Source organism: Pseudomonas sp. LB3P14 (assembly GCF_054898045.1).
Window position 1 is genome coordinate 1,350,834 of record NZ_CM142714.1, and the last position, 19,311, is coordinate 1,370,144.

Sequence of the window (19,311 nt, forward strand, 5' to 3'; positions counted from 1 at the left end):
TCGTCAGAGACGCATTTATAAAGCACTGTTACACAAGTCCGTCACCAGCATGCAGCCGGGAGCATGGGTGATGCACAGTGGCGGACGTGACGCCTGCACCACCGATTGAGGCGTCACACCGCACGCCCAGAATACCGGTATTTCGTCAGCTTCAACGGGTACGGCATCGCCGTAGTCCGGGGTGTCGAGTGCGCGGATACCAATCAGCGACGGATCGCCGATGTGCACGGGAGCGCCGTGGACGTTGGGCATGCGCGCGGTGATTTGAATGGCCTGGATGGCGGCAGCCGCTTTCATCGGCCGCATGCTCACCACCAGCTTGCCACCGAGGCGAGCGGTGGGGCGCGTGTCTATGTTGGTCTGGTACATGGCGACATTGCGCCCCAGATCGATGTGCTTGAGAGGGATGCCGGCATCCAGCAGCGGTTGTTCGAAGGAGAACGAGCAGCCGATGGCGAAGGCCACCAGGTCATCCTGCCAAAGAGGCTCGATATCCAGCGGTTCTTCGCTCAGTTCGCCCTGGCGATAGACCCTGTATCGAGGCACATCGTGGCGAATATCAATGGCTGTCCCGAGATTGCGGAAATACGGATCGCCCGGCTCGGTAATGTCGAGCAATGGGCAGGCTTGACGATTGAGGGTGCAATACCTAAGAAACTCGTTGGCCCAATCACTGGGCAGAATCACGATGTTGGCTTGCACCCGGCCTTGGCCCAAGCCGCTGGTGTGACCCTGATAGTGCCCGGCCGCGATGCTTTGACGCAGGGCGAGAGGGGTACTGCGCTGCAGTTGTTCGAAGGACGGGGCTGGTTGATTCATCGTGGCATCTCGACAGGTTCGTTGACCCTTTTTAGAAAACCACGGCGATGCCGTCCAACAAGGAATGTTGTTGCCCCCAGACAACTAAAAGTTATTCAAGGGACAGTCGGCTGTCTAGGCCCGGTGCCGCGACCATCAGCAGCGGGCCGACATCCGCGGCGTATTGGCAGACCACCTGGCGGCTCATCTCGACGATGTTTTCGATCAGTTCCAGTCCGGCCCCGGCACGCCACGAGGCCACGACATCCAGTTGCGGCAAGCGGCTGCCGGGTTCCAGTTGGATCAGCTCGCCGCTGGCCAGGGGTTTGGCCACCAGTGCCGCCGGCAAGGCGCCGATACCGAAGCCGTCACGAATCAACCGGGTCATGGCCGACACCGAGTTGACGCAACTGACGCGCGGTGCGCCGATGCCGTGGGCGTGCAACAGGTTGAGTACATCCTGATGCGGTCGTGAGTGTTTGACGAAGGTGATGATGCGCTCACCGGCCATCTCGGTCAGCGAGGCATAAGGCCGGGCATAGATCGAGTTGCTGGCGGCGATCCAGTGCATGGGGTAGTGCGCCAGCTCGAGGTTGCGCACGCTTTCATGGCGGATCAGGTCAGTCTGGAAAACGATGTCCAGATAACCCTTTTGCAGTTGCTCGCAGAGATTGCGAGCGGCGTCGGCAGTGATCTCGATTTCCACGGCGGGGAAGGTCTGCATCAGGGTCGACATCAATGGACTGAGCCAGGTGTGGATCACCGTATCCATCACACCGATGCGCACCAGCCCCTGCTGCGGGTTGGTGTTGTCCAGCGAGCGTTTCAAGGCGCGCTGGACCTCGAGCATCTGCTCGGCGTAGTCGAGCACCTTGAGACCTTCGGGTGTCAGCGACACCCCGCGTGAATCACGCACGAACAGGCGCAGGCCCAACTCATCTTCCAGCGAGGCGATCCGGCTGGAGATCGCTGCCTGAGTGCTGAACATTTTCTCTGCAGTCAGGCTGAAGCTTTGCAGGCGGGCGACCCAGACGAAGGTTTCGAGGAATTTGAGGTTCATGGCGGTTCCCTTGGCGCTTATGGCTCTTGTAATGAGGGGGCAGGTTGCAATTGTTACTCCAGAGTCCGCCGCAACGGGCATCAAATTTTCTTATGCATAACCTCGTCTTTTTCCCGTTTGACGCCGTTCTGCCTCGGCACGAAGAATCCGCTCCACGACGCAGGTCGCTGCGTCTGCCCCCCACGACAACGCCTTCACAAAAAAACAATGAGGCGTGTCCGTCATCTTCGCTTGCTGCCGCAGGAAACACCTCCATGGAAAAAACCAGGACTTATCACGTGCCTTCAAATGCGGGCCGCACCGGCTCGTTCGGTGAGTACGCCCAGGCGGGCACATTGCTCGGCCTGAGTCTGCTCTGTGCGCCGGCCGCTCAGGCGGATTTCGTGGCGGACAGTAAAGGCAGCCTGGAAGCGCGCAACTTTTACTTCAACCGAGATTTTCGTCAGGACGGCTCGCGCGACAAGGCCGAGGAGTGGGCGCAGGGTTTTCTGTTGCGGATGGAGTCCGGTTACACCGCGGGCACGTTGGGTTTTGGCCTGGATGTTTTAGGCATGGCCGGCTTCAAGCTGGACTCCGGTGGCGGTACGGCGGGCACCAATCTGTTGCCGCCGGATGTGTCCGGCGGCTCACAGGATCGCTATGGCGAGTTGGGCCTGACGGGCAAAATGCGCGTGTCCAACAGCACCCTGAAGTTCGGGACGTTGCAGATCAAGGACCCGGTGGTGAATTCCAACGACACCCGCCTGTTGCCGGGAACGTTCAAGGGTGGCCTGGTGAATGTGCAGGAGATCGATCGCTTGAAGCTCACGGCCGGTCAGCTCACGCAGATCAATTTTGTCGACTCCACCGACTATCAGGACATGACCGCCAACCGCATCGGCGGGCAAAGCGGCAGGTTTCAGTTTGCCGGGGCTGACTATCAGTTCCTGCCGAACCTGACCGCGCAGTACCGCTACGGCCAGCTGGAAAACATCTACCGGCAAAATTATCTCGGGCTTGTGCACTCGCTGGACCTGGGCTCGGGCCAGTCGCTCAAGAGCGACGTACGCTATGCGCGCAGTACCGAAGACGGCAACTTTCGTGCTCTCGATAACCAGGCCTTCGGTGCGTTGTTCACCTATAGCCTGGGCGGTCATGCGTTGGGCTTTGGCTGTCAGCGCATGAGCGGCGACGATCCGTTTCCGTATATCGGGCGCAGCGATCCGTACCTGGTCAACTTCGTGCAGATCGGTGACTTTGCCAACATCGATGAACATTCCTGGCAAGCGCGCTACGACTACAACTTTGTCGCACTCGGTGTGCCGGGGTTGACCTTCATGACTCGCTACATCTCTGGCGACAATGTGCAACGCACTGCGCCGGGTGAAGGCAAGGAATGGGAGCGCAACACCGATATCGCTTACGTGGTGCAGGACGGTACGTTGAAAGGGCTGGGCCTCAAATGGCGTAACGCGTCAGTGCGTTCGAACTTCGGTAATGACCTGGATGAGAACCGCCTGATCGTCAGCTATACCGTGGCGCTGTGGTAGATGATTTACAGGGGCGGCTGTCGGTTTTTATATTCGATACAGGAATAAGCAAATCAATATATATTCCTTTTAATATTGGTTCGGGAGGTTCATTTTGAAGACCTGCACATCCGTGCGGATGTATCCGACCTCAGACAGGAAGCCTCATCATGACCATCAAAGCGATCAACGTCCGCAACCAGTTCAAGGGCGTCATCAAGGAAATTGTGACAGGCGAAGTGGTCTCCGAAATCGATGTGCAAACCGCCTCAGGCATCGTCACCTCGGTGATTACCACCCGTTCAGTGCGCGATCTTGAATTGAAGGTGGGGAGCGAGGTGATTGCCTTCGTCAAATCCACCGAAGTCTCGATCGCCAAGCTCTGAAATGCCCCGCGGCGTCGATGTTTTTTGCCTGATCCCATCGTGCAAACATCGAGGCCGCTCATTTCAAGAAAGGGACAACCCCTGACTCGCACGAATCAAGTCATAGGCCTTTCGGGCAATCAAGTTGGCGGTGTTGGGCCTGATCCACAGGTAGTAGGTCACGTCCGGCAGTCGCGGCAATCCGTCATTTTCACCCAGCACGCGCATGTCTGGACCGAGCATCTCCATGCTTCTGGGGGTGACACCCAAACCTGCGCGGGTGGCGGCTTTGATGCCAATCAGATTCGACGCAAGGTAGGCCTGGCGCCAACTGATATTGGCGCGTTCCAGGGCCTCCAGGGCATAGCGCCGATAGATGCTCGGTTCATCCACGAGGATCAGTGGCAATGGTTCGCCGGGGTTGTGGATGTACCGCGCCGAGCAGATCCACCACACCGGCGAGGTGCGTAAGGCAAAGCCTTCCAGGCTTGGGTCCTGGCGAGTGGAAATTACCATGTCGACCTTGCCTCGGTGCAAGTCGTCCATCAGAAACGGGCTGCGCCCGACATCGATCTCCAGGCGCAAGCGCGGTGCCGAGCGGGCGATGTGGCTGAGGATCGGCGGCAGGATGGTGTCGGCGATGTCATGGGGTGAACCGATGCGCAACACGCCGCTCAAGCTGCTTTCACGCAGAGAGTTCAACGCCTCGTCGTTGAGCGACAGCATCTGGCGGGCATGACGCAGTAACTGCAAGCCGGGTTCGGTGAGTTGCTTTTGCCGTCCGCGCTTTTCGAACAGGCTCACCCCCACTTGCTGTTCCAGGCGTTGCATGTGTTGGGTGACCGACGATTGCGTGCGGGCCAGTTGCGCGCCGGCCTCGGCAAAACTGTGGTGATCGACCACGGCAATGAAGGTGCGCAGTAGTTCGAGATCGAGGGTGGGTGAGGTCGACATGGCCATTTCCGGGGCTGTTTTTATATCAAGGCTGAAAACATAAACATTACAGTTGTTTATGTGTTTTTGGCGATTTTTTAGTGAGTAGATCTTGAGTGCCAGTAAATAAGGGCTTTGTGGAGATGGCCTTCCAGTGCGAATACGGGAAGTTATAACGATATTAGATATTTGAATTTCCGTTACTGCAACGCTGTACCTAGGATGCCCCACATCAGGTCGGGGTACGCCGATCAATCATCAGGGGAAGATCCATGTCGAAAAAGTGCTCAGCCGTTAAACAATTGTTGCCTGTGATGCTGGGCGCCTTGATCTCCCTGGTTGCCAGCACCGGTGCCCAGGCTGATGCAACGCTGGACAAGATCGAGCAACGGCATGTGTTGGTGGTCGGCGTATTGCTGTCCGGCGGTCCGTTTGGCGGGATTGATCCAACGACCCAAAAACCACGCGGTTTGAATGTTGACCTTGCTCAGGAGCTGGGGCGGCAACTGAATGCCGAAGTGGAGCTGGTGCCGGTATTGCCCGCCAACCGCGTGCAGTTTTTGCAGCAGGGCAAAGTCGATTTGCTGATTGCCAACATGGAGTGGACCGCCGAACGCGGCGAGATCCTCGGGTTTGTGCCGACACCGTTCTACCGCGTAGGCGGAACCGCAGCGGTGTTGAAGGACAGCAAGATCACCCGTTGGGAAGACCTGAAAAACCAACCGGTCTGCACGTCGCAGGGCAGCAGTTACATCAAGCCGCTCACCGAGTTGGGCGTTGAGATCAAAGCCTTCAAGAGCTCTTCGGAATCCCTGCTGGCGCTGCGCGGCAACAATTGCGTCGCGGCCGTGCATGACGCCACGCTGATCAACCCGTTGATCGCTGACAGCGGCGAATGGCAGGGCTATCGCGCGCTTAGCCCGGAACTCAACCCGGCGCCTTCGGTGATCTGGACCCGCCGCGGAGAAAGCGACACCCAGGCGAAACTCGACCCCATCGTCAAGGAACTGCACCGCAGCGGTTGGCTGATCCAGGCCCAGACCCGCAACCACATCACCCCCGCGTCACCGGCCCTGGTGGAACTGCAGAAACAGTTCCAGGCCAACGGCGCCTGACCCCGGTTCTCCACCTCATCGTTCTCAACAGACCGTCGTTTTGCCGGGCGGTCGTTCAAGGTAGTCGTGCATGAACCGTTATTTTTCCGTCAGAAACCTGACCACTTTGTACCTCGCCTGGTCCGCCGCGTTAGGTGCCAGCCTTGCCCAGGCCGATGCCACGCTGGACAAGATCGAGCAACGCCACGCCATCAGCGTCGGGGTGATTCTCAGTGGTCCGCCATTTGGCACCATCGACCCGAAGACCGGCGAACACCTGGGCTACAACGTCGAACTGGCCAAGGGCATCGCCAAGGCATTGGGCGTCGAAGCGAAGACCGTTTCGGTACTGGCGCCCAACCGCGTGCAGTTCCTGCAGCAGGGCAAGGTCGATATCCTGATTGCCAATATGCAGTTCACCGAAGAGCGCGGCGAGATTCTCGATTACGTGCCCACGCCTTATGAAGAAGTGGGCGGCGCCGCGTTGATTCGCAAAGGCGCTGGCGTGACTCAATGGGCTGATCTCAAGGGCAAGCCGGTGTGCGTGTCCCAGGGCAGCAACTTCATCAAGCCATTGCAGGAAACCTACGGCGCAGAGATCAAGGCCTTCCGCAGCCAATCCGAATCGTTGTTGTCGTTGCGCGGCAATGGTTGCGTGGCGGCGGTGCATGTCAGCCCGACCATGCATGCGCTGTTGAGCGATGCCGAGTGGGCTGATTATGAAATCCCGTTGCCAGGGGATTTGATCCCGTCAAACTCGGTCATCTGGCTGCGCAAAGGCGAGCACGATACCCAGGTAAAACTGGATGCCATCGTGCGCGACTGGCACCGCAGCGGCTGGCTGATCGAATTGGGCGAGCGCACCGGTATGACGCCGTCCCAGGCGTTGCGTGATCTGCATGAGCAGTACCGCAACACGCCACCGCTGGCGTCGCAACCATGAGTCAGTCGTTGTTTGAGACGTTGCAGCAACTGCTCGGCCCCAGTCATGTGCAGAACAGCGGAGAGGCCGCGCCCTACCTGACCGACAAACAGGGCCGCTACGTCGGGCAGGTCATCGCTGCGGTGCATCCGGCGAACACCGAGGAAGTCGCGGCAGTGGTTCGCGCGTGTGTGGCCAGTGATACGCCGGTGGTGGTGCAGGGCGGCAACACCGGCCTGATGGGCGGCGCCACCCCGGATGCCAGCGGCCGGGCAGTGTTGCTGTTGCTCGATCGGCTGAATCGTGTGCGGGTGGTGGATACCGATAACGACACCCTGACCGTCGAGGCGGGCTGCATTCTGCAAACCGTCCAGGACGTTGCCCGTGACGCCGGCCGGCTGTTTCCCCTGAGTCTGGGCGCCGAAGGCAGTTGCACCATCGGCGGTAATCTGGGCACCAATGCCGGCGGCACCGCGGTGTTGCGTTATGGCAATACCCGCGAGCTGACCCTGGGGCTGGAAGTGGTCACCGCCGAGGGTGAAATCTGGAATGGCCTGCGCGGGTTACGCAAGGACAACACCGGCTACGACCTGCGAGACCTGTTCATCGGCAGCGAAGGCACACTCGGGATTATCACCGCCGCAACCCTGAAACTCTTCCCTCTGCCCAAGGCTCAGGCTACGGCACTGTTGGCTTTCGGTTCCTTGGCCCAAGCGGTGCAATTGCTGTCCCATGCGCGCGCCGGTTTCGGTGCCAGCCTCACCGCGTTCGAACTGCTCAGTGCTGACTGTCTCGCGCTGCTGCGCGAGCAATTTCCGCAAGGTCCGCAACCTTTTCTCGGTGCTGAGCAGCCTTGGTTTGCACTGTTGGAACTGTCCGACAACCACAGCGAAAGCCATGCCCGTCAAGCGTTTGAAGAAGTGCTGGGGGAGGCCTTCGAGCGCGAGTTGCTGGCCGATGCGTTGATCGCCGAAAGCCTGGCCCAGAGCGAAGCGCTGTGGCTGTTGCGGGAGAACATGAGCGAGGCGCAGAAACGCGCCGGTCGCAACATGAAGCACGACATTTCAGTGCCGATTTCCCAGGTCGTGGCGTTTGTCGCGCATACCGATGCGTTGTTGCAGTCGCATTTTCCCGGTGTCCGCCATTTCACGTTCGGCCATTTGGGTGACGGCAACCTGCACTACAACGTCGCTCATCCACTTGACTCGACGGTCGAGGCGCATATGGCTCACTACGCGGCGCTCAGCTTGCTGGTTCATGACAGCGCCCATGCCCATGGCGGCTCCATCAGTGCCGAGCACGGCATCGGCCAGCGCAAGCGGGACATGCTGGAGCGCTACAAAAATCCGGTGGAGCTGGACCTGATGCGCCGCATCAAGCAGGCGCTGGACCCGAAAAACCTGCTCAATCCGGGCAAGGTATTGGAGGTGCCTGCGTCATGACACTTCGTCTGTCCAAACGCGTTCAGCGTGTTTCGCTGTCGGCCAATGCCGCCGCGAAATCCCAAGCCACGGCGTTGCGTGATGCCGGTCGCGACATCCTCGACCTGACCACCGGCGAACCGGACTTCGATACCCCGGAACACATCAAACAGGCCGCTTATGCCGCCATCGCTGCCGGTGCTACCAAGTACACCCCGACGCCTGGCGTAAAAGCCTTGCGTGTCGCCGTGCAGCGCAAACTCCAGCAGGAAAACCATCTGGACTATCCGCTGGAATCGATCGTGATTGCCAACGGGGCGAAACAGATCATCTTCAATGCCTTCGCCGCGACCCTCGATGACGGCGATGAAGTGCTGGTGCCGACGCCGTACTGGCCGTCCTTTCCGGACAGCGTGCGCTTCAATGGTGGCGAGCCGGTGTTTATCGAGTGCGCACTGGCGCAGGGCTGCAAGCTCACTGCAGAGCAACTGCAGCAACACATTGGCGAACGCACGCGCTGGTTGATTCTCAACGGTCCCGGCAACCCCAGCGGCGCGGTGTACAGCGCGGCCGAGCTGCAAGCCTTGGCCGAGGTGCTGCGTCGCCACCCGCAGGTGCTGATTCTGCTGGATGAACTCTACGAACATATCCGCTTTGACGGTCATCCGGCCCTGAGCCTGCTCAACGTCGCGCCAGACTTGCAGCCGCGCTGCCTGCTGGTGGGCGGTGTGTCCAAGACGTACGCGATGACCGGGTGGCGCATCGGTTTCGGTGCCGGGCCGCAAACGCTGACCAACGCCATGGCGGTCGTGCAGTCGCAATCCACGTCGGGGGCCTCTTCGGTGGGACAGGCTGCCGCGTTGGCGGCCTTCGAAGGCGGACTGGAATTCTTGCGGTCGCAGGTCGAGGCTTATCAGCAACGTCGGGATTTACTGGTGAACGCCTTACGCAACGTGGACGGTCTTGAAGTGCTCGAACCTCATGGTGGTTTCTTCGTGTTTGTCCGCTGCGCCGGGTTGCTGGGACGTTATCGTCCGGACGGCACATGCCTGAACAGCGACGCCGATGTCGTGGCGTATTTGCTGGAGGAGGGCGTGGCGGGTGTGGCGGGCAGTGCTTATGGCTTGTCGCCGTGGTTTCGCCTGTCCATCGCCACGGCGACCGACAGCGTTGCCGAAGCCGGACGTCGCATCGCTAACGCCTGCGCGCAATTGCGGGGCGAACCATGAGCCATTGGCTGGAGCTTTTCGTCCATTGGACTGCCGGATTCGGCCTGAACTACGGTTTTCTGCTGGACGCCTACCAACGCGGAACCCTGGAGCAGGGCGCGCTGACCACGGTGCTGCTCTGCCTGTTCACCATTGTCGGCAGCCTGCTGGCGGGTGTCGGGTTGGCGGCGATGCTGACGTCTGGAAAGCCCTGGCTGGCAAAACCGGCACGAATATTTGTCGAGGTCACTCGCAATACACCAACGTTGGTGCAGCTGTATTGCGCCTTCCTGGTGCTGAACATGCTGCTGACTCAGGCCGTCGGCGCGGCCAACCCGCTGACGCCGTTCGCCTGGGTGGTGATCGTGATCTCGTTGCACAAGGGCGCGTTCCATGCCGAAGCCTTGCGCGCCGGCATCGAGGCAGTGCCGACGGTGACGCTGGAAGCGGCCAGTTCGCTGGCGTTCAGCAGCCGTCAGTTGCTGTGGAATGTGCAACTGCCCTTGGCCCTGCGCTTTGCCTTGCCGTCGCTGATCAACAACCTGATCGACCTGGTGAAAATGACCGCCGTGGCCTCGGCCATTGCCGTGGGGGACATCACCTACGCGGCGATCATGATCTGGACCCAAAGTGACAACGTGCTGGAGCTGATGATTCTGATCCTGAGCTTTTTCGGCCTGCTGAGTTTTATCGTCAATTGCGTGGGGCGCTACCTTGAAGCGCGCCTGAGGATGCCCGGCTATGGCCATTGAATCGTCCGTCAGCGCACCGGTGGCCTGGCCTCGGCGGCATGTCGGCAAGTTGCTGTTGTTGATGTGCGTCTTACTGTGGCTGGTGTATGTCGCCCCGCAAAGCCCGGTGCTCAAGGCTTTGCTGCAATGGTCGCCGGCGCTGGCCGTGGGCTTTGGCCAGAACATTCTGATCAGTCTCGTCGCCATCGGTCTGGGGTCGTTGCTGGGGTTGTTGGTCGGAGCGCTGGCGTTATCCCCGCTGCGACTACTGCGCTTGCCGGCACGGATCTGGGTGCAGATTTTCCGTAACGCGCCCTGGCTGGTGCTGATCTATTTCACCACCTATGTGTTCCCGTTCGAGATCCACATCGGCAGTGCCTATGTCTCGTTCCCGGACTGGGTCAAGGTCACCCTCGGCCTGGCCTTGCCAGCGAGCGCCAATGTCGCGGAAATCTTCCGTGGCGCCATTGCCTCGATCCCCAGCACGCAGTGGGAAGCCGCGCGTTCCCTGGCGTTCACCCGCGGGCAGATTTTCCGTTCGATCATCCTGCCGCAGTGCTTCAAACGCATGTTGCCGCCGTGGATGAACCTGTATGCGGTAATCACCATGGGCACCGCGCTGGCGTCCCTGGTGGGCGTGCATGACGTGATCGACACCGCGCAAATCGCCAGCAACACCGTGAACATGACCGGCTTCACCGTGGTGATTTACCTGAGCCTGTTGGTGCTGTTTTTTGCCTATTGCTACCCGATTTCCCGACTCACCCAACGCCTGGAGCGACGTTATGCCTTTTACTGAAACCGTCGCCGAGCCCTTGGTCAGCCTGCGCGACCTGCACCTGTCGTTTGGCAATAACCCGGTGCTCAAGGGCATCGACCTCGACGTGCATCGCGGCCAGGCCGTGTCGATCATCGGCCCGTCCGGCTCGGGCAAATCGACCATCCTGCGCTGCATCACCGGGTTGTTGCAGCCCCAGCGCGGCAGCATCCGCGTCGGCGCGACCGAGGTTCACACGCTGGCCCAGGAAGCCCAGCGCATCGAGTTGCGCAAGCGCGTGGGTTTTGTGTTCCAGCAGTACAACCTGTTCCCGCATTTGTCGGTGCTGGAGAACCTGGTGATTGCCCCGCGCAAGGTGCTGGGGCGCAACCGGATCGACGCCGAGAACGACGCCCGCGCCTTGTTGGCCAAGGTGCGTATGGAACACAAGGCCGACGCCTATCCGGGCCAGCTCTCCGGCGGTCAGCAGCAACGGGTGGCGATTGCCCGCGCCCTGGCGATGCGCCCGGAACTGATTCTGTTTGATGAGGTGACCTCGGCCCTCGATCCGGAAACGGTCGGCGAGGTGCTGACGGTGATTCGCGAGCTGACCGAAGAGGGCATGACCTGCGTGCTGGTCACCCACGAAATGCGTTTCGCCGAAGAGATCAGCGACATCGTCTACTTCACCGAGAACGGCGTGATCGTCGAGCACGGCAGCGCCGCGCAAATCTTTCAGCACCCCACCAGCGAACGCACCCAAGAGTTTTTGCGTCACGCCCTGGGTGATCCGGGACGCCGGCCGCCCATCGCCAATGATCCGTATCTGTTGACCAACCTGAGTCGCTACAGCCTATCCGTGTAATACCGAGGAGCCTGTTCATGAGTACCGTTAACCGTGCCGCCGTCATCGAGGATTTCCTGAAGAAAATCCGCGTCATCCATCAACGGGGCGTCGACCGCGCCGCGCTGGTGGAAATCGTGTCCTTGCTTGAAGCCCTGGCCGAGCGCCGCGAGCTGTTCAATTTCGAAGAATTCCCGGCACCGGTGCCGGGGCAGGGCAGCACCGCGTTCCGCTACCGTCTCAATGACGATGGCGACACCCCGACGCTGTACCTGAACTCGCTGTTGCCGGGCAAAAGCACGATTCCCCACAACCACGAAACCTGGGCGATTATCAGTGCCATCGAAGGCCAGGAAATCAACTACGTCTACCGTCGTGATGACGAAGGCCGCGAACCCGGTTTCACTACCTTGCACCTGGAAAAGGAAGTGATCGTGCAACCCGGCACCTCCATCTCGTTTCTCGGCGAAGACCTGCATGGCATTCGTGTCGAAGGCGAGCAGGCGACCCTGCATTTTCACCTTTACGGCTTGCCGCTGGAGTCCCTCAACGGCCGTTACGGCGTCGAGGCCGACGGGCGCATTCTCAATTACAACGCCTCGCAAATGGCACCGTCGATCAAGGCCTACGCATGATCGATCTGTATTACTGGCCGACTGGCAATGGCTTGAAGATCGGCATTCTGCTCGAAGAGCTGGAGCTCGATTACCGTGTGCTGCCGGTCAACATCCGTGAAGGCGAGCAGAAGCAGCCAGCGTTCCAGCGCATCAGCGCCAATGGACGGATTCCGGCAATTGTCGACCATGCACCCCAGGGCTTAAGCGAACCGCTGAGCCTGTTCGAGTCCGGCGCCATCCTTAATTACCTGGCCGACAAGGTTGGGCGTTTCCTGCCGGCGGCCGGCAGTGCTGAGCGGCAGAACGTTCAGGAATGGCTGTTCTGGCAGGTGGGGCATATCACCCCGTACCTGAGCCAGTTGCAGCTGTTCAAGGAGAAGGCCCCCGAGCCGATTGCGTTCGCCCTGGACTTGCTCAATGCCGAAGCGACGCGCCTGTACAAGGTTCTGGAAGCGCGCTTGTCCGAAGTGCCCTTTGTAGCGAGGGAATATTCCGTCGCCGACATGGCGATCTTCCCGTGGATTCAGCCGTTGCGTCAGGGGCAGGACCTGGCGGATTTCCCGCATATCCATGCCTGGCGCGAACGCCTCAGGGCGCGACCGGCCATTCAGCGTGCGTATGCGAAGGGTCGGGAAGTCGCGGCCAATGAGCGCTCTCTGGCGCTTCAATAACTCTTTTTTCAAACGGGACTCTCATGAGCCAGACCATAACTCCAGGGCAACTGCAGCAGTGGCTGTTCGACGGGCAGGAAATTGCCCTGTTTGACGTGCGCGAGCACGGCCAATATGGCGAAGCCCACCTGTTTTTCGGGGTGAATTTGCCCTATAGCCGTCTGGAGCTGGAGGTCCGGCGTCTGGCGCCGAATCCCCAGGTTCGGCTGGTGATTTATGACCAGGACGGCGGGGATGTCGCTGCACGTTCTGCTCAGCGTCTGCAGGCGCTCGGGTATGGCCAGGTGCATGTTCTTGGCGGCGGTGCCGATGGCTGGCAGGCTGCCGGTTTTCAGCTGTTTGCCGGCGTGCATGTGCCCTCAAAGGCCTTTGGTGAATTGGTCGAAGAGGCCAGCCATACGCCGCATGTCACCGCGCAGCAATTGGCCGAATGGCAACGCCGGGGCGAGCCGCTGGTGGTGCTCGACGGTCGCCCGTTCGATGAGTACCGCAAGATGACCATTCCCGGCTCGGTGTGCTGCCCGAACGGCGAGCTGGGTTATCGCGTCCACGATCTGGTGCCGGACGACAGCACGCCGATCGTGGTTAATTGTGCCGGTCGGACCCGCAGCATTATCGGTGCCCAGACGTTGATCAATCTGGGCTTGAAAAATCCGATCTACGCGTTGGAAAACGGAACCCAGGGTTGGTATCTGGAAGATTTTCAGTTGGAGCATGGCAGCACCCGACGTTACGCCGAGGAGGTGTCGTCTGGCCCGTTGCCAGGACAACGACTCGCTGCTGCGCAACTGGCGGATCGGGCTGGCGTGAAGACCGTTGAGGCTGTGCAGGTCGAGCAATGGGCCAAGGAGGCCAGTCGCAGCCTGTTTTTGTGCGATGTGCGCACCGCCGAGGAGTTTGCCGCGGGCAGTCTGCCGGGCGCTCAACACACACCGGGCGGGCAGTTGATTCAATCCACCGATCTGTATGTCGGCGTGCGCCAGGCGCGGTTGGTGCTGCTCGACAGTGATGGCGTGCGCGCACCGATTGTTGCCAGTTGGTTGCGGCAGTTGGGGCATGAGGCCTATGTACTGGCGGACGGTGTGAGCAGCGATCTGGCGTTGCCTGCGCTTGAGGTTATTGCTCACGAGGCGCTGCCATTGATCACCGCACGGGCCTTGGCCGATGCACTGAAGGATGACACGGTCGCCCTGATTGACGTGCGTGCGAGCATGACCTGGCGCAAGGGGCATATCGCCGGGTCGCGCTGGTCGATTCGCTCGTTGCTGGCGTCTGAAGTGGCCGGTGAGCAACGGCCACTGGTGTTGGTCGCCGATGATCCGCGGCTGGCTGCTTTCGCGGCGCTGGAATTGCCCGAAGCCCAGCGTCTGCACGTCCGGCTGCTGGACGGTGGACTTGGTGCCTGGCGTGCGGCAGGCCTTGTCGTGCAGGAAACGGCCAATACACCGCCCGATGATCAATGCATCGATTTTCTGTTCTTCACCCACGACCGTCACGCCGGCAACAAGGAGGCGGCGCGTCAGTACCTGGCTTGGGAAATCGGTTTGTTGGCGCAGATGAGCGACGACGAGATCGCCAGTCTCAAGCCGCTGCGCGTCACAGCGCCCCGCGATGCCCGGGTGCGGACGCGTCTGGTTCATTCGGCGCGTACCGAACAGGGCAATGGCGCTCGGGCGGTCAACGTGCCGGTCACGCGATTGAGCACGGTGCTGTTCGATAACCTGGCGCAAATGCGCGACGCCCGTGCTCGGCGTGATAGCGAGCGCGTCTTGAGCTATGGCGCTCGAGGCAATCCGACGGCCTTCGCCCTGGAAGATCTGGTGACAGAGCTGGAAGGCGGTTACCGCACCCGCTTGTTCGGCACCGGGCTGGCGGCGGTAGCGCAGACCTTCCTGGCTTACCTGCGGCCCGGCGATCACGTAGTGATCAGCGACGCGGTCTACGCGCCCGTGCGACGTCTGGCCCGGGAGTTTCTTGGGCCGTTCGGCATTCAAGTCAGCTACTTCGCGCCTGACGGCAGCAGCCTGCAAGCGCAACTGCAAGCCAACACCAAAATGGTCTACACCGAAGTGCCGGGCTCCTTGCTGTATGAACTCTGCGACTTGCCGGCCATCGCCGCCCTGTGCAAACCGCGAGGCATCCTCTTGGCCGTCGACAACACCTGGGGCTCGGGTTACCTGTACCGACCGCTGACCTTGGGCGCGGACATCTCGATCATGGCGTTGACCAAGTACCTGTGCGGCCACAGCGACGTGGTCATGGGCAGCGTCTGCACGCGCAAAGAAGTCTGGCAGCCGCTGGCGTCCATGAGCGACACTTTTGGCGCCACCGTCAGCCCCGACGACGCCTACCTGGTGCTGCGTGGCGCGCGAACCCTGGCGCCGCGACTGGCAGTGCACGAGCGCCAGGCCCTGGAAATCGCTCATTGGCTGCAAGCGCAACCGCAGGTGAAACGGGTGTTCCATCCAGCGTTACCCGATCATCCCGGTCACGCCCTGTGGCAGCGCGATTTCAATGGCAGCAACGGTTTGCTGTCCTTCGAGCTGCGTGATGCAGACCCGACTTACGTTGAGCGTTTCATCGATGGTCTCCAGTTGTTTGGGCTGGGCGCTTCCTGGGGCGGCTACGAAAGCCTGGTCACCGTCGCCGATACCACCGACCGCGACAGTGCTGCGGATCGGTCATTGAATCCGGTGCTGCGGTTGCATATCGGGCTTGAGGATGTCGAGGCGTTGATTGAGGACCTGCAGCGCGGGTTTGCGGGTGCGGATAACTAGGTTCCACCGCCAACAGCTGAAAGGGTGCCCCCTGCGCAACGCCTGCGTTCGGCCTCTGACACCGGGGGAGGGGCAACAGATCAAAATCAAAAGCCAAAGCAAGATCAACAATACTCAGCGCTCACCCACTGATCGTTCCCACGCTCTGCGTGGGAATGCATCCCGTGACGCTCCGCGTCACTCCTGCGCAAGACTCGAGCCTTGTGTCGACAGCGGAACGCGGAGCGTCCCCGGCGGCATTCCCACGCGGAGCGTGGGAACGATCAATACGCGCAGGCGTTGAGGAAACAGGCCGGCCGGTAGGCCGCCTCGCGTTGGCTTTTGCGGTGCACGCCCCCTCACGCCCTGAGCCTCTCCGTCAACCTGTGGCTACCTCCATCGGCGACTCTATCAACGTTGATCCGCCCCCCCGCTACGCATGTGTTTGCCTGGAAACACCGAGCCTAAGTGAACAGCATTACGCTCACTGAGCGGCGTTTCTGTTATCGGTGCTGACAGAAGAAAAGTGTCGGCGGCTGTTAAAAAGTTGTCCCCTTTTTTCCGCGAAGTAGGAAAATCAAAACGGGAGCGTCGGCTGCTATACCTTTCTCAACAGGCGACCGGCGATGCAATTGCACCGATCTTTTTCACCTCAGGCGCCAGAGCAACGCCGAACAATCGGCCAATAGAAAAGAATCGAAATCATGCAAGCACATACTTACCAACTGCTGGAAGTCGCCAACGGCAAACCGATCAAACTCTGGGCCGAGGGCGTCCCGGTAGAAAACGAAGCCAAACAGCAATTGATGAACACCGCGAAGATGCCGTTCATCTTCAAGCATCTGGCCGTGATGCCCGATGTACACCTGGGCAAGGGCTCGACCATCGGCAGTGTGATTCCCACGGTCGGCGCGATCATTCCGGCCGCCGTTGGGGTGGATATTGGTTGCGGGATGATCGCAGCCTGCACGTCGCTGACTGCCAGCGATTTACCGGACAACCTGCATGGCCTGCGCTGTGCGATCGAGAAAGCGGTGCCCCATGGCCGCACCAGTGGACGCGGCGGTCGGGACAAGGGCGCCTGGGACAGCATTCCGCATCAGGCGGACCGGGCCTGGGCGGCACTGGACCCACGGTTCAAGGCGATCACCGACAAGTACCCGAAACTCGCCAGCACCAATAACCGTGGGCACTTGGGCACGCTGGGCAGCGGGAACCACTTCATCGAGGTGTGCCTGGATGAAACCAACCGGGTCTGGTTCATGCTGCACAGCGGTTCCCGTGGCGTCGGTAATGCGATTGGCAACCTGTTCATTCAAATGGCTCAGGCGGACATGCGTCAGCACCTCGCCAATCTGCCGGACCGTGACCTGGCTTACTTTAAAGAGGGCAGCCGGCACTTCGATGACTACGTCGAAGCAGTCGGCTGGGCCCAGGACTTCGCCAGGCAGAACCGTGCATTGATGATGCAAGCGGTGATTCAGGCAACCCGAAAAGTGATCAGCAAGCCCTTCGAGGCTGCGCTGGAAGCGGTGAACTGCCACCACAACTACGTGCAAAAAGAGCGGCATTTTGGTGCAGATATTCTGGTCACCCGCAAAGGCGCGGTATCGGCCAAGAAGGGCGAGTTGGGGATTATTCCGGGATCGATGGGGGCAAAAAGCTTCATCGTCCGCGGGTTGGGTAACGAGGATTCATTCTGCTCCTGCAGCCACGGCGCGGGCCGCACCATGAGTCGCACCAAAGCCAAAAGCCTGTTTACCGTCGAAGATCAGATCCGTGCCACCGCCCACGTGGAGTGCCGCAAGGATGCTGCCGTCATCGATGAAATTCCGATGGCCTACAAGGACATCGACCACGTCATGCACGCCCAGCGCGAGCTGGTGGAAGTGCTGCATACCTTGCGTCAGGTGGTGTGCGTAAAAGGATAGGAACAATGCCTTCCACTACTTCACCGCGTAAAACTTGCGCACATACCGCGTACTTTTCCATGCGCACGAAGCACCTAGCGGCACAAACACACTGTCGCCGGCGTTGACCTCCACACTCGCTCCATCAGGCGTCAGCAGGGTGACACTGCCTTCGATCAGGTTCATCAGTTCATGGAGTTTGTGGGGCCGGCCGTGACGTTCATACGGTGTCGAATCCCAAACGCCGACGCGCAGGTGGGTGGCGTCGTCTTCGAAGGCATTGTGTGACCGGCACTGCGGCGCCGGCCCAATCAGAATCTGCGGTTCTGGTGCGGCCGATGGCGAGAGCATGTCCAACGGGTCGAGCGCGGTCAGCCCGGGTGTCGGCGGTGCGGTGGGGTTGGTGACGGCACAAAAGGCCCAGCACGTATCAGCTTGAGCCTGGAGTCGCAGCGCTGTGCCGCGACCGATCACGGCGCTGGCACCGACACCCAGTTCCAGCGTCTGCGCCTCGGATTGCAGCACGACGTGACCGGCGTGGACCACGATCACTTCGGTGTGTGGAAAGTCATCGCAATCGAGCGTTCCGCTGGTGTGCACGATGCCCGCTGACACGCCATCCGGGCCGTTGTAGGCCACTTGACGACCGTCCTTGAACGGATCGAAAGCACTCAAGGGCGCCACTGTGAAAGACGTGGCAACGCGGCTGCCATCGGCGCGAGCCAACAGCAGAACGGTAGGTTCAGACATACGAGTGACGCTCCATAAAAAAGGACGGTGGGGATAGCGATCAGCCAATGGCTTGAGTCACCACAGCGAACTGCTGAACTCCATTGGCTGTTTGCGGCGGCGCGCCCTTGGCCATTTGCGCCACGGTATCGATCTGCTTCAAACCTGCTGACTCCAGCCATTCGGCCAGGCCGCTGTCTGCCGGAATGTCGATGCGCACGAAGGCGTCCGGTACTTGTGCCAGCAAAACGGCGATCAAGTGTTTGGCTTGTTCGAGGTTTTCGGCCACCACCGGGCCAATGCAACGACCACGGCCGAAGGGGCGCAGCAAGGCGAAGGCAACTATCTGGTCGTCGCGTTCGATTCCCATCGAATGCTCGACCACATCAAACAGCTCGGCGAGCACCGCTTCGCGATCAAACCCGCTGCCGGCATTGGCCAAAGCCAGTACGCGGGCCTGATCCGCCGCGTTCAGTGCACGGCAATGCTCGCCGTCGGCCAGTGCTTCGGCGGCAGGTGAATTGGCGTTGCCCTGATGCTGCTGAATCCGGCCGAATTCGACAAAGCCCTGGCTGGCGTAAAGCGGTGCGCCGGCCAATGTGGCGTTGAGCATCGGGGTGCGTGCCTGGCAGGCATCCAGAGCCTGCTCCATTAACTTGCGGCCGATGCCCTTGCCTTGATAGTCATCACTGACGATCACCAGGCCAATGGTGGTGAAGCCACCCTGGGGGCAGGCGAATGCCGTGCCGATCAGACGTTCGCCATCCAGCACCACAAAGCCGTCGCTGACCCGTTGCAGCATGGCCCAGTCGTCCAGGCGATGGGGCCACTTCAACTGCACGGACAAGGCATGGGCCGAGGGCAGGTCGGCAGCCGTCATCGGCCGATAGACATAAGCAGGTTGTTGCAATGCGGACATGGCGAGTCTCCGTTGGACAGTGTGCGCGAGCGGCCGGTTTTCCAGCGCGATGGTGCCTGTATCCCATC

The 19,311-nt window shown here is 60.6% G+C and carries 18 protein-coding genes; 13 read left to right on the forward strand and 5 right to left on the reverse strand.

All coding sequences use genetic code 11. The annotated features are described in order from the left end of the window. Positions 1–15 precede the first annotated feature (15 nt). Both ACYZT5_RS06250 and ACYZT5_RS06255 read right to left on the reverse strand, forming a co-directional pair. On the reverse strand, positions 16–819 hold the full coding sequence (locus tag ACYZT5_RS06250) for a putative hydro-lyase (protein ID WP_462050293.1): 804 nt from the start codon (positions 817–819) through the stop codon (positions 16–18). 91 nt (positions 820–910) lie between these two features. After that, on the reverse strand, positions 911–1,858 hold the full coding sequence (locus ACYZT5_RS06255; RefSeq protein WP_462050294.1) for a LysR family transcriptional regulator: 948 nt from the start codon (positions 1,856–1,858) through the stop codon (positions 911–913). A 254-nt stretch (positions 1,859–2,112) separates the two neighbouring features. Between ACYZT5_RS06255 and ACYZT5_RS06260 the strand changes: the two genes are divergently transcribed. Both ACYZT5_RS06260 and ACYZT5_RS06265 read left to right on the forward strand, forming a co-directional pair. Next, entirely contained in the window at positions 2,113–3,387 is a 1,275-nt protein-coding gene (locus ACYZT5_RS06260) for an OprD family porin (protein ID WP_462050295.1), read from the forward strand. Positions 3,388–3,536: 149 nt separating this feature from the next. Next, positions 3,537–3,752, forward strand: a complete 216-nt coding sequence (locus ACYZT5_RS06265; RefSeq protein WP_008145745.1) for a TOBE domain-containing protein — start codon at positions 3,537–3,539, stop codon at positions 3,750–3,752. 63 nt (positions 3,753–3,815) lie between these two features. Here ACYZT5_RS06265 and ACYZT5_RS06270 read toward each other — a convergent pair whose 3' ends face one another. Then, complete coding sequence (locus tag ACYZT5_RS06270; RefSeq protein WP_462050296.1) at positions 3,816–4,685, reverse strand: LysR substrate-binding domain-containing protein; 870 nt, start codon at positions 4,683–4,685, stop codon at positions 3,816–3,818. 251 nt (positions 4,686–4,936) lie between these two features. Between ACYZT5_RS06270 and ACYZT5_RS06275 the strand changes: the two genes are divergently transcribed. From ACYZT5_RS06275 to ACYZT5_RS06325, 11 genes are all read left to right on the forward strand, one after another. Next, entirely contained in the window at positions 4,937–5,779 is an 843-nt protein-coding gene (locus tag ACYZT5_RS06275; RefSeq protein WP_462050297.1) for a transporter substrate-binding domain-containing protein, read from the forward strand. A 70-nt stretch (positions 5,780–5,849) separates the two neighbouring features. Continuing rightward, positions 5,850–6,701 carry a transporter substrate-binding domain-containing protein gene (locus tag ACYZT5_RS06280; protein WP_462050298.1) on the forward strand — a complete coding sequence of 284 codons (852 nt, stop codon included), beginning with the start codon at positions 5,850–5,852 and terminating at the stop codon, positions 6,699–6,701. Beyond that, a complete protein-coding gene (locus ACYZT5_RS06285) occupies positions 6,698–8,122 on the forward strand; it encodes an FAD-binding oxidoreductase (protein WP_462050299.1) in 1,425 nt (474 codons plus the stop codon). The genes ACYZT5_RS06280 and ACYZT5_RS06285 overlap by 4 nt, the downstream gene beginning before the upstream one ends. Continuing rightward, positions 8,119–9,330 (forward strand): aminotransferase class I/II-fold pyridoxal phosphate-dependent enzyme, encoded by a 1,212-nt coding sequence (locus ACYZT5_RS06290; protein ID WP_462050300.1) that lies wholly within the window; start codon positions 8,119–8,121, stop codon positions 9,328–9,330. The genes ACYZT5_RS06285 and ACYZT5_RS06290 overlap by 4 nt, the downstream gene beginning before the upstream one ends. After that, positions 9,327–10,061 carry an amino acid ABC transporter permease gene (locus tag ACYZT5_RS06295; protein ID WP_462050301.1) on the forward strand — a complete coding sequence of 245 codons (735 nt, stop codon included), beginning with the start codon at positions 9,327–9,329 and terminating at the stop codon, positions 10,059–10,061. Before ACYZT5_RS06290 ends, ACYZT5_RS06295 begins: the two co-directional genes overlap by 4 nt. Continuing rightward, on the forward strand, positions 10,051–10,839 hold the full coding sequence (locus tag ACYZT5_RS06300) for an amino acid ABC transporter permease (protein WP_462050302.1): 789 nt from the start codon (positions 10,051–10,053) through the stop codon (positions 10,837–10,839). The genes ACYZT5_RS06295 and ACYZT5_RS06300 overlap by 11 nt, the downstream gene beginning before the upstream one ends. Continuing rightward, positions 10,826–11,662: an amino acid ABC transporter ATP-binding protein gene (locus ACYZT5_RS06305; protein WP_462050303.1), complete on the forward strand. Its 837-nt coding sequence runs from the start codon at positions 10,826–10,828 to the stop codon at positions 11,660–11,662. Before ACYZT5_RS06300 ends, ACYZT5_RS06305 begins: the two co-directional genes overlap by 14 nt. Before the next feature lie 17 nt (positions 11,663–11,679). Beyond that, positions 11,680–12,276, forward strand: coding sequence for a cysteine dioxygenase family protein (locus ACYZT5_RS06310; protein WP_462050304.1), 597 nt, complete (start codon positions 11,680–11,682; stop codon positions 12,274–12,276). Beyond that, a complete protein-coding gene (locus tag ACYZT5_RS06315) occupies positions 12,273–12,929 on the forward strand; it encodes a glutathione binding-like protein (protein WP_462050305.1) in 657 nt (218 codons plus the stop codon). Before ACYZT5_RS06310 ends, ACYZT5_RS06315 begins: the two co-directional genes overlap by 4 nt. Positions 12,930–12,952: 23 nt before the next feature. Beyond that, positions 12,953–15,706, forward strand: coding sequence for a cystathionine beta-lyase (metC, locus tag ACYZT5_RS06320; protein ID WP_462050306.1), 2,754 nt, complete (start codon positions 12,953–12,955; stop codon positions 15,704–15,706). 683 nt (positions 15,707–16,389) lie between these two features. Beyond that, positions 16,390–17,616, forward strand: a complete 1,227-nt coding sequence (locus ACYZT5_RS06325; RefSeq protein WP_462050307.1) for an RtcB family protein — start codon at positions 16,390–16,392, stop codon at positions 17,614–17,616. 15 nt (positions 17,617–17,631) lie between these two features. On the opposite strand, the gene ACYZT5_RS06330 is transcribed toward ACYZT5_RS06325, so the two are convergent. Both ACYZT5_RS06330 and ACYZT5_RS06335 read right to left on the reverse strand, forming a co-directional pair. Further along, positions 17,632–18,345 carry a cupin domain-containing protein gene (locus ACYZT5_RS06330; protein ID WP_462050308.1) on the reverse strand — a complete coding sequence of 238 codons (714 nt, stop codon included), beginning with the start codon at positions 18,343–18,345 and terminating at the stop codon, positions 17,632–17,634. A 40-nt stretch (positions 18,346–18,385) separates the two neighbouring features. Further along, positions 18,386–19,243: a GNAT family N-acetyltransferase gene (locus ACYZT5_RS06335; RefSeq protein WP_462050309.1), complete on the reverse strand. Its 858-nt coding sequence runs from the start codon at positions 19,241–19,243 to the stop codon at positions 18,386–18,388. Positions 19,244–19,311 lie beyond the last annotated feature (68 nt).

Coding starts and splice junctions, on each gene's coding strand:
- ACYZT5_RS06250 (WP_462050293.1), bottom strand. CDS start 819: ATGAATCAACCAGCCCCGTCCTTCGAACAACTGCAGCGCAGTACCCCT.
- ACYZT5_RS06255 (WP_462050294.1), bottom strand. CDS start 1,858: ATGAACCTCAAATTCCTCGAAACCTTCGTCTGGGTCGCCCGCCTGCAA.
- ACYZT5_RS06260 (WP_462050295.1), top strand. CDS start 2,113: ATGGAAAAAACCAGGACTTATCACGTGCCTTCAAATGCGGGCCGCACC.
- ACYZT5_RS06265 (WP_008145745.1), top strand. CDS start 3,537: ATGACCATCAAAGCGATCAACGTCCGCAACCAGTTCAAGGGCGTCATC.
- ACYZT5_RS06270 (WP_462050296.1), bottom strand. CDS start 4,685: ATGTCGACCTCACCCACCCTCGATCTCGAACTACTGCGCACCTTCATT.
- ACYZT5_RS06275 (WP_462050297.1), top strand. CDS start 4,937: ATGTCGAAAAAGTGCTCAGCCGTTAAACAATTGTTGCCTGTGATGCTG.
- ACYZT5_RS06280 (WP_462050298.1), top strand. CDS start 5,850: ATGAACCGTTATTTTTCCGTCAGAAACCTGACCACTTTGTACCTCGCC.
- ACYZT5_RS06285 (WP_462050299.1), top strand. CDS start 6,698: ATGAGTCAGTCGTTGTTTGAGACGTTGCAGCAACTGCTCGGCCCCAGT.
- ACYZT5_RS06290 (WP_462050300.1), top strand. CDS start 8,119: ATGACACTTCGTCTGTCCAAACGCGTTCAGCGTGTTTCGCTGTCGGCC.
- ACYZT5_RS06295 (WP_462050301.1), top strand. CDS start 9,327: ATGAGCCATTGGCTGGAGCTTTTCGTCCATTGGACTGCCGGATTCGGC.
- ACYZT5_RS06300 (WP_462050302.1), top strand. CDS start 10,051: ATGGCCATTGAATCGTCCGTCAGCGCACCGGTGGCCTGGCCTCGGCGG.
- ACYZT5_RS06305 (WP_462050303.1), top strand. CDS start 10,826: ATGCCTTTTACTGAAACCGTCGCCGAGCCCTTGGTCAGCCTGCGCGAC.
- ACYZT5_RS06310 (WP_462050304.1), top strand. CDS start 11,680: ATGAGTACCGTTAACCGTGCCGCCGTCATCGAGGATTTCCTGAAGAAA.
- ACYZT5_RS06315 (WP_462050305.1), top strand. CDS start 12,273: ATGATCGATCTGTATTACTGGCCGACTGGCAATGGCTTGAAGATCGGC.
- metC (WP_462050306.1), top strand. CDS start 12,953: ATGAGCCAGACCATAACTCCAGGGCAACTGCAGCAGTGGCTGTTCGAC.
- ACYZT5_RS06325 (WP_462050307.1), top strand. CDS start 16,390: ATGCAAGCACATACTTACCAACTGCTGGAAGTCGCCAACGGCAAACCG.
- ACYZT5_RS06330 (WP_462050308.1), bottom strand. CDS start 18,345: ATGTCTGAACCTACCGTTCTGCTGTTGGCTCGCGCCGATGGCAGCCGC.
- ACYZT5_RS06335 (WP_462050309.1), bottom strand. CDS start 19,243: ATGTCCGCATTGCAACAACCTGCTTATGTCTATCGGCCGATGACGGCT.